Below are 13,947 nucleotides of genomic sequence, written 5' to 3'. Positions count from 1 at the left end.
GTGAATACATGAAGTGGCCTAATCATGGGGGACAGCCAGAAACGATGAAGCAATTGTTTGGAATCAATCAGGATAGCGAACTTCTTGATTTTAGTGCGAATTTAAATCCGTTAGGTCCGCCAACTTGGTTAAATAGTGCATTAGCGGATCATTATGACACCATTACTCGTTATCCGGAACCAACATATTCACGTACTACGGCATCTCTTGCTAAATCTGAAGGGGTAGAAGAAAATCAGATACTTTTAACAAACGGTGGAGCAGAAGCGATTTTCTTAGTGGCAAAATACTTTGAAAACAAAAAAGCGATCATTGTCCAACCAACATTTATAGAATATGAAAGAGCATGTCTTCACTATCATATTGAAATGGAGGATGTCTTTTTAGAGAAAGAAAAGGAATTTCAATTACCGTTAACGTGTATTCTTGAAAAACTATCAAGCACAGACGTTATCTTTTTGTGTCGACCGAATAATCCAACAGGGACAGTAGTGAAAGAGGAAGAATTACAAGTTCTTTTAGAGGAAGGAAAAAGAACAGGGACGTTTGTAGTGATAGATGAAGCATTTGTCGATTTTTTACCAGTTTCCATTCCGTCATTAACTACGTGGTTAGAAATGTACCCGAATGTAATTTTATTACGATCTTTAACAAAAATATATTCGATTCCAGGACTGAGAGTGGGATATATGATGGCCGGTCCCACTATTATTCACGCAATAAGGAAAGAACAAATTCCTTGGAGTGTGAACGCATTAGTAGATGCCATGGTTCCTAAATTACTAGAAGATAAAACGTTTATAAAGCAAACAAGAGGCTGGTTAGAGGAACAGTCGCAATTCATAGGTGAGGCTTTAACTAATCTAGCTTTTTATCGTTCGCCTTCAAATGTGAATTTCTATTTACTACAGGATAAGAGACCGTTGGATACAGATAGGCTCTTTCAGTTTCTATTAAAAAATGGAGTTGTAACCAGACATACCCATAATTTTAAAGGGCTTAATGGGGAGTACATTAGATTGGCAATAAGGTCAAAGAAAGAAAATGAACGATTAGTGTACCTTTTACAAAAGTGGAGAAATGAATCATGATTACTTTTATATCAGGTGGTGCTCGATCAGGAAAAAGCAAGTATGCAGAGCGTAAGGCAGTTTCAACCTATAAGGAACATCTACATGATAATCGCTCTGCACGATTATGTTACATAGCTACTTCGAAACGAAGTGATGTTGAAATGGAGGAGAGAATCCGACTGCACCAAAAGATGAGAGGAGAAGTAGAAGAATGGGAAACGCATGAGGAGTCGTATGATTTCTCTTTACTGCTATGCTCTTGCCATTCTTATGATGTCTTATTAATTGATTGCTTAACGATTTGGATAAATAATGTCATGTTCGACTTACAATACAGCTTACAAGAGATTGAAGAGATTGTTAATAGATGGATAATGATTGCAAAACAAAAACACCTTCATCTTATTTTTGTCTCTAACGATGTGAATGAAGGCCTCCCACATACTTCCAAAGACGTTCTGCGCTATATGTATACTTTGCAACATGTACATAAAATCATTGTGCAGCATGCAGATGATGCAATACAAGTGATTGCAGGAATTCCGATCTATTGGAAGGGAGGAGGGCAATGAAACATATGGTGTTTGGGTTTGTATTAGCCATTCAATTTCTTACAAGACTTCCTGTTCCGGTTCATTGTCCTTGGAATAAACAGACAAGCAAATGGGCGATCAGGAGTTACCCTCTTGTTGGGATGGTGATGGGATTAATGATCATTGCGTTTGTGCTCACCGTTGGATCGTACCTCCCGCAAACGATGCTAACTTTGCTTACTCTTACTATATGGATATGGTTAAGTGGGGGATTACATTTAGATGGTTGGATGGATGTTGCGGATGCAGTAGGATCCAATGCTTCACTCGAAAAAAAGTGGGAAATCATGAAGGATCCTCATGTTGGAAGCTTTGGAATACTTGCTCTTTTCTTTTTAATGGGCTGGAAAGTCATAATGATCTATCAATTAATTGAATTTGATTTTTTTCTTTATAGCATTCTGATTATAATGGCATTTTCCAGATTTGCGGCCGTAATGCTTATGCTAGGTCTCCCAACTGCGAAACAACAAGGATTGGCATGGGAATGGAAAAAGAACATAAATTGGCTAGACAGTTTGTATGCGTTTCTCCCTATTGCCGTCATTTTTATTTGGTTTCAGGGATTTTTCTTTTTCGTGCCTGCCTATTTTTTATTCATCTTACTGTATGGCCTTTGGGTAAAATCGCGATTTAAAGGCACAAACGGGGACTTATTAGGTACTGCTATTGAAGGAGGAGAACTATGGGGGCTTGTAGTGGTGTGGATTTATTTCTCGTTCGTCATAGCGTAACGAGGTGGAATAAAGAAAAAAGATACTTAGGGCATACGGACATACCGATCATATGGGATGAAGCAACCAATTTATTGGAATTAAAAGGAGCGTTAAGCAAGATCGACTTTACCTATGTATTTTCGAGCGATTTGCAACGTTGCCAAGAAACGTTGGCTTTTTTACAGCTTTCCAAGCAGGCTAGAACCGATCGTAGGTTAAGAGAAATGGACTTTGGCGATTGGGAAGGGAAAACGTATCTGGAGTTACAACATGATCCTTCTTATCGGAAGTGGCTTGATAATTGGGAAGGCATTCCGATACCCAATGGTGAATCAAGCAAAGCATTTCAAGAGAGAATCGACGCATTTCTATACGAGTTACTTCATTATACCTTTGAACAAAACAAAAAAGAAAAGCAGCAGGTTTTAGTAATGACCCATGGAGGGGTTATTCGTTATATCATCTCAAAAATGATTCCGGCCCACACATTTTGGAGCCTTACTGTGAATCATGGACAGGCATTAAAGCTATCATTTGTCTTGGAGAAAGGAGAGTGGGTATGCAGCTTATTATCGGAGGTGCCTTCTCAGGAAAAAGAAAAATTGTAAGGAAAATGGGTAAAAAGATCGCTTGGTTATCTGCTTATGACGGTGATTTACTGAGTGATTGGAACACAAGATGGACACAGGATTCGGTTTTCGTGTTAGAAGGGTTTGAAAAGTGGGTAGGGGATGAGCTAGCAAGGTATAAGAATCACGATCAAGTTCGAAGTGAGATGAAAAAGCTTTTTCATTTGATCAAGTTAGAAGAAAGAGAAAGAAAAAGTGAAGCTCTATTAATCATGGTAGAGCTTGGGAGAGGTATAGTCCCGATCGAAAAGAATGAGCGGGTGTTAAGGGACTTAGTTGGCTGGATCACGCAAGATGCTGCTGATCTCTCAGATCAAGTCCATTATGTATGGAATGGATTATCGAAAAAGCTAAAGTGATTTTGTCAAAAGGCAACTTATTTTTTGAAATGTTGAACACAAATCCTCCCTTTGCTCTAGGGAGGATTTGTGTATCTTTAGATGATTACTGAACATTAACTAACTCAACAGGTCCATGATCGTCACAATGATCGCCGTGTACGTGATGCAAGCGCCCATTAACTAAATAGTCCATATGATCACCATGTGGAACCATTTCGTGACCACAATCGGTATCATGATGACATCCGCAATTCATAGGAGCGCATGCATCTGGATTCGTTTCTGATACTGGAATTTTGCACTCATCCCAGTGTCCATTATGTTCATGGTGCAGGTGCCCATTGTGCACATAATCAATATGATCATCATGTTTAATTTTTGTATGTCCACATGCCACACTGTGTTTATGTGGGTGTTTTTCATGGATAGGATGTTCTTGTTCCATATTTTCTTTCCCCCCTTTGACAGAACTTCTTAATGATTTCTATAGCTTAACCGCTAATTAAGAGTTTAAAACGGTTGATCGGTACAAAGGGAACTTTGACAATGAGTAGGAAGTCTTTGCATTTTATTCCGTGTATTGGTGTCAGAGGTCATCTGGGTTCCAGGCATTCTTTAAGGAGGGATCAATGGTTGGTCACCAAGTGTATGTTATGAAGAAAGGAATGGATATCGGCATTTGGATAAACATCAATAACGCTGTGACAATCTTGCACCTCCTGGGCGAATGAGAATGACGTTGACATCACTCTCAGTGTTATTTTTTATCTTTTTAATGATTATTCCTTTAATGAGAAGCCTGTTGTAAAACCGTTAGAGATCTGTGCCTTTCCAATTGTCACACGCCCTTTCAAACATTACTCACCAACTTGATTTTTTCACACCTGGAACTTGGCCTTTATGAGCCAGCTCTCTAAAAGCAATCCTTGAGAGCTTAAATTTACGTAAAACACCACGAGGTCTACCAGTCATTTCACATCTTCTTGTTAAGCGACTTGGTGATGAATCTCTGGGTAGCTTACTAAGTCCTATATAATCGCCTTTTTCTTTTAACTCTTTTCTTCGTTCAGCATAGCGAGCAACCATTTCTTGTCTTTTTAGCTCTTTGGCTACCTTTGATTTTTTAGCCATTTCATAGCACCTCCTTATAGATAATAGTAATCATTACGATTTATATAATATAGAAAAAGTTTTACAAAGTAAAGTCTAGGCTCAAAAATTGAGGCTGTTCTATGAAAAATAAGAGCCCGTGCAATTAATTTGGAATCCTTCCTTTTCATCTTGCGTAAGATGGTAAAGATTACAAAAAGGAGCTCTTATTAAACAACTTAAGTAGGCGGTTGTCACATGTTCGCCTATTTTTGCGTATAGTATAAAATGAAAAGTTGGTGCTTAAACGGAACAACAAAGGGGTGTGCATCATGAGTAACCCGGTTAACTCCAAAAAAAGAGGGCGTATTAATGTTGTATTAAATCATAAACCAATTGAAAAAATGGGCAAAAATGAATCCCTTTTTCAAACAGAACACGAAAAAGAAGAACATGAAATTTTAACGCGATTTGAAGAAAAACTTGAAGAATATGTTGGTTTAGAAGAAGTAAAGCGACTTGTGAACGAAATTTATGCTTGGATTTATATTAACCAACGTCGTGAGGAGCTTGGATTAAAAGCAAGCAAGCAAGTTCTTCATATGATTTTTAAAGGCAATCCAGGTACGGGAAAAACAACAGTGGCTAGAATCATTGCCGATTTTCTACATCAAATGGGGGTCCTAGCAAAAGGGCATTTTAATGAAGTGGAAAGAGCCGATTTAGTTGGGGAATACATTGGCCATACAGCTCAAAAAACGAGAGAGGTTCTAAAAAAAGCGAGTGGTGGTGTTCTCTTTGTTGATGAAGCATACTCCTTAGCTAGAGGTGGAGAAAAAGATTTTGGAAAAGAGGCAATAGATACGTTAGTGAAAGCGATGGAAGATCATCAACATGATTTTGTCTTAATTTTGGCAGGATATTCAAAAGAAATGGAGTATTTCTTATCGCTCAATCCTGGATTGCCATCTCGCTTTCCGATCGCAATCGATTTTCCTAACTATACGACGGATCAATTAATGGAAATGGTGAGAAGAATGTTAGCGGAGCGCGAATATGAATTAACTCAAGAGGGAGAAACTCATATTCGTGATCATATAAGACGAATCCGGTATGAGCAAGAGAGTACATTTAGTAATGGAAGATACATTAGAAATATTATTGAAGAGGCGATACGAATGCAGGCGGTAAGGCTACTAAGGGAAAATGCGTATGATCGAGAATCCCTTCTAACAATGAAACGTGAAGATTTTAAATTTCATTCATCTCATGTGAAAATGAATTAACAAAAGGCCAATTGACCTAATGAGGTTGATTGGCCTTTAACGATAAATAATAAATGATTTGTTCACGTTGTTTTTTCTATTTTCTTCTAGTTCATGGTATGATGCGTATGAACGTCACCGCTGGACAAAATAAAAGGTAAGATGAAGACAAAGGAAGTGGAAATTCTTGCAGGAAATTAACCATAAAGAAACGGAGAGCGTTGTGTTAGTAGGATGTCAATTTGATACAGATGATATTGCTTTTACGAATTCAATGGATGAATTGAAAAGTTTAGTCGAAACAGCCAAAGGGAAGGTTGTTGGAACAATTACACAAAAGCGTCAAAAGCCTGAACCTTCTACCTATATTGGACGAGGGAAAGTAGACGAATTGCAAGTCCTATTAGATGAGACAGACGTAGATACGATTGTTTTTAACGATGAACTTTCTCCGAGTCAGATCCGAAATGTTCATACAAGAACGAAGAAAACGGTCATTGATCGAACTCAATTAATTTTAGATATATTCGCCTCGCGCGCGCAGTCGAGAGAGGGAAAGCTTCAGGTAGAGTTAGCACAGCTTTCATATTTACTTCCTCGCCTCGCTGGACAAGGTTTAGCCCTATCAAGACAAGGGGGAGGGATTGGTTCAAAAGGACCTGGTGAGACACAGCTTGAAAGTGATCGTCGTCATATCCGCCGTAGAATGGATGAAATTAAGCATCAATTAGAAGCGGTTGTTGGCCATCGGCAGCGCTACAGGGAAAGAAGAAAACAAAATGACGCCTTTCAAGTTGCGATTGTCGGTTACACAAATGCTGGTAAATCAACGATTTTAAATCGTTTAGCAGAAGTGGATACATTAGAGGAAAATCAATTGTTTGCAACACTTGATCCAACTACAAGACAATTTAACTTACCAAGCGGGATGAAAATTCTGCTATCAGATACGGTTGGTTTTATTCAAGATTTACCTACCACTCTTGTTGCCGCGTTTCGTTCTACGTTAGAAGAACTGCAGGAAGCAAATTTACTATTACATGTTGTGGATAGTTCAAATCCTGATTACGAGCAACATGAGCGCACCGTGAAGGAGCTAATTCAGGAGTTAGATTCAGAAAACATTCCACAATTAGTTGTATATAATAAGAGTGAGGAAAAAGACGACAATTTCTTTCCGACTCACGATGAGGACTCGATTGAAATTAGTGCATTTGATCAAGACGATCTCAATAGCTTAAAGCAAGCTATTGAAGAAAAGCTAATGGAGCAAATGAGTGAATACCATGTAGTGTTAAAGGCAGAAGAAGGTAGTTTGTTATCGAAGTGTCGCGAATCTACAATTATTAAAAAGCAAAATTGGAATGAAGAGACGGAGCATTATGAAATTCAAGGATACGTCATTGCAACTACGGCATTAGGACACGACCTGGCAATCCGCTCGATTATTGAACCAAAGAAAGTGAAAGTTGAGGAATAACCATGTTGACGTTAAAGAATCAAAAGAAACTTGACCAATTAACAAAAGAAGTAGAGCTTCAAATAAGAGAGCATCATCAAGAAATAGAAGAAATTACTCTGCATAATCAGGCAAAGGTTATGAAGGCATTTCGTAACCATCAAGTAGCGGATTTTCATTTCACACCATCAACTGGATACGGGTATGACGATGTTGGCCGTGATACGTTAGAATCGATTTATGCAGAAGTATTTGGTGGAGAGGCGGCTTTAGTCCGCCCTCAAATTATTTCTGGAACTCATGCAATAGCTACGGCACTATTTGGTGTACTAAGACCTGGTGATGATCTTCTATACATAACAGGGAAACCTTATGATACGTTGGAAGAAATTGTTGGAATACGTGGGAACGGAAATGGTTCACTTAAGGAGTTTCAAATTGGCTATGATGCGGTACCATTAATGGAATCAGGCTGGATTAATGAAGAGGAAATCCGACATTCCATCACTGACAAGACAAAAGTCATTGGGATTCAACGTTCTAAAGGATACGGAGATCGTCCATCCTTTACGGTTGGGCAAATTCAAGAAATGATCAAGTTCGTACGCTCACTTAAAAAGGATGTTATTGTATTTGTTGATAATTGTTACGGAGAATTCGTAGAAACGTTGGAGCCTTGTGAAGTAGGAGCAGACATCATGGCTGGCTCTCTAATAAAAAATCCAGGTGGCGGAATTGTAAAAACAGGTGGATACTTAGTAGGGAGAAGTGATCTCATAGAGCTTTCGTCTTACCGCCTAGCAGCCCCTGGGATTGGAGCAGAAGGAGGAGCAAGCCTTTATAGTTTACTTGAAATGTATCAAGGCTTTTTCTTAGCGCCTCATGTTGTATCACAAGCGTTAAAAGGTGCTGTATTTACAGCCGCGATTTTAGAAAAAGTAGGAATGAGCACTTCGCCCAAATGGGATGAGCGAAGAACGGATTTAATTCAATCCGTTAAGTTTCCAACAGCTGAAAAAATGATTGCTTTTTGCCAAGCCATTCAAGCGGCATCACCAGTCAATGCTCACGTATCACCACAACCAAGTCCTATGCCCGGTTATAATGACCCCGTTATTATGGCCGCAGGTACATTTATTCAAGGAGCGAGTATTGAGTTAACAGCAGATGGCCCGATCCGGCCACCGTATGTTGCCTATGTTCAAGGCGGATTAACCTATGAACATGTTAAAATTGCTGTTTTACAAGCAATCGATTCACTAATTGATTAACGGTAGAAAAGTGTTCGCAGTGCTTAAAACACAAGGATTGTCACCATTTCATTAAGTTGACAGTATACAGTGCATCTAGTAACATTAAACATGTAATAGAATCAATGTACATAATAGTTGACTAGTTTTTAAAAGGAAGAAGAAACAAGACCTTAGTGACTTGTTTTTCTAATATATTTAAGTTTTGAAAGGGGAGTACATAATATGGCAAAGTTCACAAAAGAAGATATTTTGAGTATTGCTGAAGAATCAAATGTTCGCTATATTCGTCTTCAATTTTCAGATTTACTTGGTACGATTAAGAATGTTGAAATTCCAGTAACTCAACTATCAAAGGCGCTAGATAACAAGATGATGTTTGATGGTTCTTCAATTGAAGGCTTCGTACGAATTGAAGAGTCTGACATGTATCTATACCCTGATTTAGATACGTGGGTTGTTTTCCCTTGGACACCAGAAAAAGGGAAGGTTGCACGTTTAATCTGTGATGTCTACCTTCCAGGAAAACCAGGTGAAGAGCCAACTCCATTTGCGGGAGATCCTCGTGGCATCTTAAAGAAAGTATTAAAAGAAGCTGAAAAAATGGGGTACACAGCATTTAACATTGGACCTGAACCAGAGTTCTTCTTATTCAAGAACGATGAAAATGGCGAGCCTACATTAGAATTAAATGATAAAGGTGGCTATTTTGACTTAGCTCCAACAGACTTAGGGGAAAACTGCCGTCGTGATATCGTATTAGAGCTTGAAGATATGGGCTTTGAAATCGAAGCATCGCACCATGAAGTGGCTCCTGGTCAACATGAAATTGACTTTAAATATGCAGACGCAGTTACTGCATGCGATAATATTCAAACATTTAAATTAGTCGTAAAAACAATTGCTCGTAAACATGGCCTTCACGCAACATTTATGCCAAAGCCATTATTTGGAGTAAATGGTTCAGGTATGCACTTAAACATGTCATTGTTCACAAAAGAAGGAAATGTATTCTATGACGAAGGTACAGAATCACAATTAAGTGATACAGCTATGCAGTTCTTAGCAGGAATCCTTGAACATGCCGAAGCATTCACAGCCATTACGAACCCGATCGTTAACTCATACAAGCGTCTTGTACCAGGATATGAAGCTCCGGTTTACGTTGCATGGTCGATGCGTAATCGTAGCCCATTAATTCGTATTCCTTCTTCAAGAGGCGTAAGTACTCGTGTTGAAGTTCGTAGTCCAGATCCAGCTGCTAACCCATACTTAGCTATGGCAGTTATGTTAGCTTCAGGTTTAGACGGAATTAAAAAGAAATTAACTCCGCCACCTGCAACTGATCGTAACATCTACATCATGAGCAAAGAAGAGCGCGAGGAAGAAGGTATTGACGATCTTCCGGCGACATTAAAGCAAGCTATTGATGCTTTAGTGAAGGATGATGTTCTTGTAAAAGCACTTGGTGAGCATGCAGTTGAAAACTTCGTAGAAGCAAAAGAAATTGAATGGGATATGTTCCGCACGCAAGTACATCCGTGGGAACGTGACCAATATATGCAAAACTATTAAGATGATAAAACCCTTGACACTGTTGGTGTTAAGGGTTTTTGTTTGTTGTTTTTCTGAGATTCCCTATATAGATGTATTATGGTTAGCATTGATTAAAATAGAATATCAAAGAATGTCCTTTGAATTTTTGAATAGTAGCTACTTAATATTCTATATTATAGGACACAAAAAAAGACTAGCTTTATGTATGATAGTCTTTTTCATTATTATATTATTGATCCCTACAAGCTCTAAAATGCCTTCTAAAGTGATAGCAATACAAAGTAGGTTGAGATTAATTGGATGATGAATTCCCTCTAACAATTTGCTCTGTTCTCTTGTTAATACGCCTTATTAAATATTCAGTTTGAAGCTGTGACCACATAAAGCCACCCACCATTAATCCGATATATAGAACTTTATCTTCTTTATTCTCCTTTCTCCTATTAATCACCATGGAAATGACAGTAATTAATATGTGACTTACAACACACGTAGGAAATCTCACCTAAAACCACCCCTGACCTATTTTTGCTAAGGATAGTATGTTCCAGTGGGGAAAATTTTATGAAGGAATAGTGAGAATCTTGTAAGCTAAACACTAACTAAAGGTCGGCAACATGTTTTAAATCGTAACAAGATTATGTGAAAAAGTATGTAAATTTAACCTGTTCAGGATAAATATGAATTTCTTACAAACTCAAGCTTTAAATACTATAAAAGGAGTGATGGTAAGATGAGAAAGCTTATGTTAGGGTTGGTTGTCGCTGCACTATTAACTATAGGTGTTATGCCGGTAGTAGGAGCAGAAGAGCCAGCAGATGTAAAATTAACAGAAGAGCAAAAGACGGAAATGGCTGGTTTGCATAAGGAATTGTTTGACCAGAAAAAAGAGATCATTACAAAATATGTTGAGTATGGTGTATTTACAGAAGAAAAAGGACAAAAAATCATTTCTCATATCGATAAGCATTATAATAAATTAGAGGAAAATGGATTTGTTCCAAAATGGGATAAAAAACATCACCATCATAAAGAATAATGGTTGCAGCCCACACCGCGTTTGTGTGGGCTTTTTGAGGTTTGCGCTAACGGTTCGTGCGTATTGCATTTACTTCTCCGTATTAAAAAAATAAACACCAATAATGATTAATAATATAAACAAAACGAGAATTAAAATGAAGTTTGATTGCCTGTCACCTGCCAGCTCATTAGTAGGAACGACGGGACTACCATACCCATATCCGGGATTACACCCATAATAATACATGTGAATTGCCACCTTTCTGATGAAAGTAACGAAATGATGAGAGTGATAAACGAATTTGTAATCAATAAAAATGTATACGTTAGCCTATGCAAAACATTGAAAAGTGACAAAGCAATTAACAAAAATTGAAATTAACTAAGTGATGCCATGAATTTTCATAGTTATTTCCTACCTTTCACAGACATAGACTAGCTCTAACAGAGCAAGTACAAAGAACGGACTTGTAGGGAGGAGATCAAATGGATAAGGCATCAATAAGGCGCTTTACAATTTTAATTTTTGCTGTCGTAAATGCGGTATTAAATTTGCTGGGGTACCAAACGATTTCAGAAGAGTTTATAAATGATGTTGTTGCGGTTATCTCTGGTGCTTATTTTATCTGGGCTGGATGGAAAAACAATTATATTAGTAAAAAGGGGATACGGCAAAAAGAAGTACTAAAAAAGCATAAGCTTCATTAGAAATAAAAAAGCCCCGCAAATGCAGGGGCTTTACATGGTTTAGGTGTTTTTCGTGGTGTGATATACAGAACCATGTAATTATAGAATGACCCAATAAATCTGTAATATGACAAAGACGTTAAAAAAGGGATAATCGCCTTTTTCAGCATATACATATGATAAGTATCGTTAAATAGCATAATGAATGGTTGGAATTCTATATTGTGTTCTTTTGGATTATCCCTAATAATTAAATAGGAGGGGTGGATAATAGTGGGTAAAAAGACTGTATTGCTAATTATGTACGTATTATCAGTTATGTTTTTCTTAAGAAGTGTGTTTCGTATCCTTGTTAACGAAGGAACAGGCGGTTATGGAATGGTCATTGTCAGTGCGTTAGTGATGACGTTTGTGCTACTTACATATTTAAAAGAAAGAAGAAAAGATAAGGAACAACAAAAAAGCACGGAATTCTCTAAATAAGGAAGATTCAACAAAAACCAAGCATGCTCATTTAAGGAGATGCTTGGTTTTTTGATAGACAGGAAAAGCTATTGAAAGTTACAGGCGTAACGGTTCTACTCATTGCGTAAAAGGTTTTTAATGAATGGTACGAAATACACCAACGACTTTTCCTAAAACGGTACATTCCTTTAAAAGGATCGGAGCCATTGTAGAGTTTTCTGGTTGTAGGCGAATATAATCTTTTTCTCGGAAGAAACGCTTTACCGTTGCTTCATCTTCTTCTGTCATTGCAACAATAATATCCCCGTTATTGGCTGTTTGTTGCTGGCGCACAATAACCATATCACCATCGAAAATTCCTGCTTCAATCATACTGTCACCTTGAATAACAAGGACATAAGTATTGTCTCCTGAAACTAGATGTTCAGGAAGAGGCAAATAATCTTCAATATTCTCAATTGCCGTAATCGGTAATCCAGCTGTGACTTTTCCTAGTACTGGAACATATGTGGTTTTCTTTTCTGGGAGCGGTGCTGTTTCGTTTTCCAGATCTAAAACTTCTATTGCTCTTGGTTTAGTTGGATCTCTTCTAATAAATCCTTTTTTCTCTAATCTTGAAAGGTGGCCGTGAACTGTTGAACTAGAAGCAAGTCCAACAGCTTCCCCGATTTCTCTAACGGAAGGAGGATATCCTTTCTTTTTAACTTCCACTTTAATAAAATCTAGTATTTCGAGCTGGCGCTTTGATAGTTTTGACATATGTACACCCCACAAAGTTTCCTAATTGGATAAATTGTAACATGCGAACATATGTAATGCAAACAATTGTTCTAAAAAACATTTGACACAAACAACTGTTCGTATTACGATAATAAGCGAACAAACATTCTTACTGAGGTGAAGGAAATGATTAGACGTTTTTCAGGACAAGAAATTTTTATTATATTAACAGCTATTGCTGTATTGCTATTTATGTATACAACCATAATATTATCTGCCCCCGTACACGAATCAATAGAAGATAAAGAGTTACAAAGTAAGCAACAAGTAAATTTGATAAATGAATCTAGTTTGGTGTTTGTTACACCAATTGAGAAAATAGATCATGAGTAAAGCCGTTATTTATTGTCGTGTCAGCACGAACAACAAAGAACAATTATCTTCATTAAAAAGACAAGCAAAAGAATTAGAAGAAATAGCTTTAGGTAAAGATTTACAAATTATTGATATAGTAGAAGAGCAAGCTAGTGGATATGATGTTGATCGAGAGGGAATGCTGCAAGTACTCGATTATTTACAAAACGGCGAAGCTAATATTTTATTAATTCAAGACGATACAAGGTTAGGAAGAGGGCACGCTAAAATTGCGCTTCTTCATCAAATACGAAAGCTTGATGTTCGTGTACTGACCATTCAAGCTGAAGAGGAGTTAAGGCTCTCTGAGGCTGATGAAATGGTGTTAGAAATTGTTTCTATTGTCGAAGAGTTTCAACGAAAGTTACATAATAGCAAAATCAAACGTGGAATGAAAGCAGCCATCAAAAATGGGTATCGACCAGAGCGGAATTTGAAAAATAGTGTAGGTGCAGGAAGATCAAAAAAAGAAGTTCCAATCTCAGAGATAATAAGACTACGAAATATGGAATTGACCTTTCATGATATTGCAGCTACATTAAGAGGGTTTGGGTATGATATTTCCAAAGCAACAGTTCATAGAAGATACCAGCAGTATAGAGAAGAACAAGAGGAGAGAACTCAGGACTAGTCCGATTGTTTTCGGTTGAAAACCAAATTCCAATACGG

19 protein-coding genes are annotated in these 13,947 nt (G+C 37.6%); 14 read left to right on the top strand and 5 right to left on the bottom strand.

Translation table 11 applies throughout. The annotated features are described in order from the left end of the window. The first annotated feature begins 8 nt into the window (after positions 1-8). From cobD to LQ50_RS07640, 5 genes are read left to right on the top strand one after another with little or no spacing between them, the layout of a single operon-like run. The gene (cobD, locus tag LQ50_RS07660) at positions 9-1,091 is read left to right on the top strand and encodes a threonine-phosphate decarboxylase CobD (protein ID WP_034627789.1); all 1,083 of its coding nucleotides are present in this window, start codon (positions 9-11) and stop codon (positions 1,089-1,091) included. Then, entirely contained in the window at positions 1,088-1,645 is a 558-nt protein-coding gene (locus LQ50_RS07655; protein WP_034627787.1) for a bifunctional adenosylcobinamide kinase/adenosylcobinamide-phosphate guanylyltransferase, read from the top strand. Before cobD ends, LQ50_RS07655 begins: the two co-directional genes overlap by 4 nt. Then, a complete protein-coding gene (locus tag LQ50_RS07650) occupies positions 1,642-2,400 on the top strand; it encodes an adenosylcobinamide-GDP ribazoletransferase (protein WP_034627786.1) in 759 nt (252 codons plus the stop codon). Before LQ50_RS07655 ends, LQ50_RS07650 begins: the two co-directional genes overlap by 4 nt. After that, the gene (locus tag LQ50_RS07645) at positions 2,352-2,990 is read left to right on the top strand and encodes a histidine phosphatase family protein (protein ID WP_034627784.1); all 639 of its coding nucleotides are present in this window, start codon (positions 2,352-2,354) and stop codon (positions 2,988-2,990) included. The genes LQ50_RS07650 and LQ50_RS07645 overlap by 49 nt, the downstream gene beginning before the upstream one ends. Continuing rightward, on the top strand, positions 2,942-3,370 hold the full coding sequence (locus tag LQ50_RS07640) for a bifunctional adenosylcobinamide kinase/adenosylcobinamide-phosphate guanylyltransferase (RefSeq protein WP_034627782.1): 429 nt from the start codon (positions 2,942-2,944) through the stop codon (positions 3,368-3,370). Before LQ50_RS07645 ends, LQ50_RS07640 begins: the two co-directional genes overlap by 49 nt. 85 nt (positions 3,371-3,455) lie before the next feature. On the opposite strand, the gene LQ50_RS07635 is transcribed toward LQ50_RS07640, so the two are convergent. Both LQ50_RS07635 and rpsN read right to left on the bottom strand, forming a co-directional pair. After that, positions 3,456-3,797, bottom strand: coding sequence for a hypothetical protein (locus tag LQ50_RS07635; protein WP_034627780.1), 342 nt, complete (start codon positions 3,795-3,797; stop codon positions 3,456-3,458). Positions 3,798-4,213: 416 nt separating this feature from the next. After that, the gene (gene rpsN / locus LQ50_RS07630) at positions 4,214-4,483 is read right to left on the bottom strand and encodes a 30S ribosomal protein S14 (RefSeq protein WP_034627778.1); all 270 of its coding nucleotides are present in this window, start codon (positions 4,481-4,483) and stop codon (positions 4,214-4,216) included. A gap of 290 nt (positions 4,484-4,773) precedes the next feature. Between rpsN and spoVK the strand changes: the two genes are divergently transcribed. The 4 genes from spoVK (at position 4,774) to glnA (ending at position 9,990) form a co-directional block, all read left to right on the top strand. After that, positions 4,774-5,727, top strand: coding sequence for a stage V sporulation protein K (gene spoVK, locus LQ50_RS07625; RefSeq protein ID WP_034627776.1), 954 nt, complete (start codon positions 4,774-4,776; stop codon positions 5,725-5,727). 166 nt (positions 5,728-5,893) lie between these two features. Beyond that, a complete protein-coding gene (gene hflX, locus LQ50_RS07620; protein ID WP_034627774.1) occupies positions 5,894-7,186 on the top strand; it encodes a GTPase HflX in 1,293 nt (430 codons plus the stop codon). A gap of 2 nt (positions 7,187-7,188) precedes the next feature. Continuing rightward, positions 7,189-8,436 carry a methionine gamma-lyase family protein gene (locus LQ50_RS07615; RefSeq protein WP_034627772.1) on the top strand — a complete coding sequence of 416 codons (1,248 nt, stop codon included), beginning with the start codon at positions 7,189-7,191 and terminating at the stop codon, positions 8,434-8,436. 204 nt (positions 8,437-8,640) lie between these two features. After that, on the top strand, positions 8,641-9,990 hold the full coding sequence (gene glnA / locus LQ50_RS07610) for a type I glutamate--ammonia ligase (RefSeq protein ID WP_034627771.1): 1,350 nt from the start codon (positions 8,641-8,643) through the stop codon (positions 9,988-9,990). Between the two features lie 274 nt (positions 9,991-10,264). Here glnA and LQ50_RS07605 read toward each other — a convergent pair whose 3' ends face one another. Continuing rightward, positions 10,265-10,477, bottom strand: coding sequence for a hypothetical protein (locus LQ50_RS07605; protein WP_034627769.1), 213 nt, complete (start codon positions 10,475-10,477; stop codon positions 10,265-10,267). Positions 10,478-10,705: 228 nt separating this feature from the next. Here LQ50_RS07605 and LQ50_RS07600 point away from each other — a divergent pair, with 228 nt between their 5' ends. Next, entirely contained in the window at positions 10,706-11,011 is a 306-nt protein-coding gene (locus tag LQ50_RS07600) for a YckD family protein (protein ID WP_034627767.1), read from the top strand. Between the two features lie 69 nt (positions 11,012-11,080). Here the strand turns inward: LQ50_RS07600 and LQ50_RS25205 are convergent, their stop codons facing one another. After that, positions 11,081-11,239: a YjcZ family sporulation protein gene (locus LQ50_RS25205; RefSeq protein WP_152608181.1), complete on the bottom strand. Its 159-nt coding sequence runs from the start codon at positions 11,237-11,239 to the stop codon at positions 11,081-11,083. Between the two features lie 239 nt (positions 11,240-11,478). On the opposite strand from LQ50_RS25205, the gene LQ50_RS07595 reads away from it, so the two are divergent. Both LQ50_RS07595 and LQ50_RS07590 read left to right on the top strand, forming a co-directional pair. Beyond that, positions 11,479-11,700, top strand: coding sequence for a phage holin (locus LQ50_RS07595; RefSeq protein ID WP_052144643.1), 222 nt, complete (start codon positions 11,479-11,481; stop codon positions 11,698-11,700). 252 nt (positions 11,701-11,952) lie between these two features. Next, positions 11,953-12,162 carry a hypothetical protein gene (locus tag LQ50_RS07590; protein WP_034627765.1) on the top strand — a complete coding sequence of 70 codons (210 nt, stop codon included), beginning with the start codon at positions 11,953-11,955 and terminating at the stop codon, positions 12,160-12,162. A 117-nt stretch (positions 12,163-12,279) separates the two neighbouring features. On the opposite strand, the gene lexA is transcribed toward LQ50_RS07590, so the two are convergent. Beyond that, on the bottom strand, positions 12,280-12,903 hold the full coding sequence (gene lexA / locus LQ50_RS07585) for a transcriptional repressor LexA (protein WP_034627763.1): 624 nt from the start codon (positions 12,901-12,903) through the stop codon (positions 12,280-12,282). Positions 12,904-13,050: 147 nt separating this feature from the next. Here lexA and LQ50_RS07580 point away from each other — a divergent pair, with 147 nt between their 5' ends. Next, positions 13,051-13,257, top strand: a complete 207-nt coding sequence (locus tag LQ50_RS07580) for a hypothetical protein (protein ID WP_034627761.1) — start codon at positions 13,051-13,053, stop codon at positions 13,255-13,257. Next, complete coding sequence (locus LQ50_RS07575) at positions 13,250-13,909, top strand: YneB family resolvase-like protein (protein WP_034627759.1); 660 nt, start codon at positions 13,250-13,252, stop codon at positions 13,907-13,909. The genes LQ50_RS07580 and LQ50_RS07575 overlap by 8 nt, the downstream gene beginning before the upstream one ends. The last annotated feature ends 38 nt before the right edge of the window (positions 13,910-13,947 follow it).

It is taken from the genome of Halalkalibacter okhensis (genome assembly GCF_000787375.1).
Lineage (GTDB): Bacteria > Bacillota > Bacilli > Bacillales > Bacillaceae_D > Halalkalibacter > Halalkalibacter okhensis.
The sequence above is the reverse complement of the archived record's forward strand: the minus strand, read 5'-3'. Positions and strand labels throughout refer to the sequence as shown.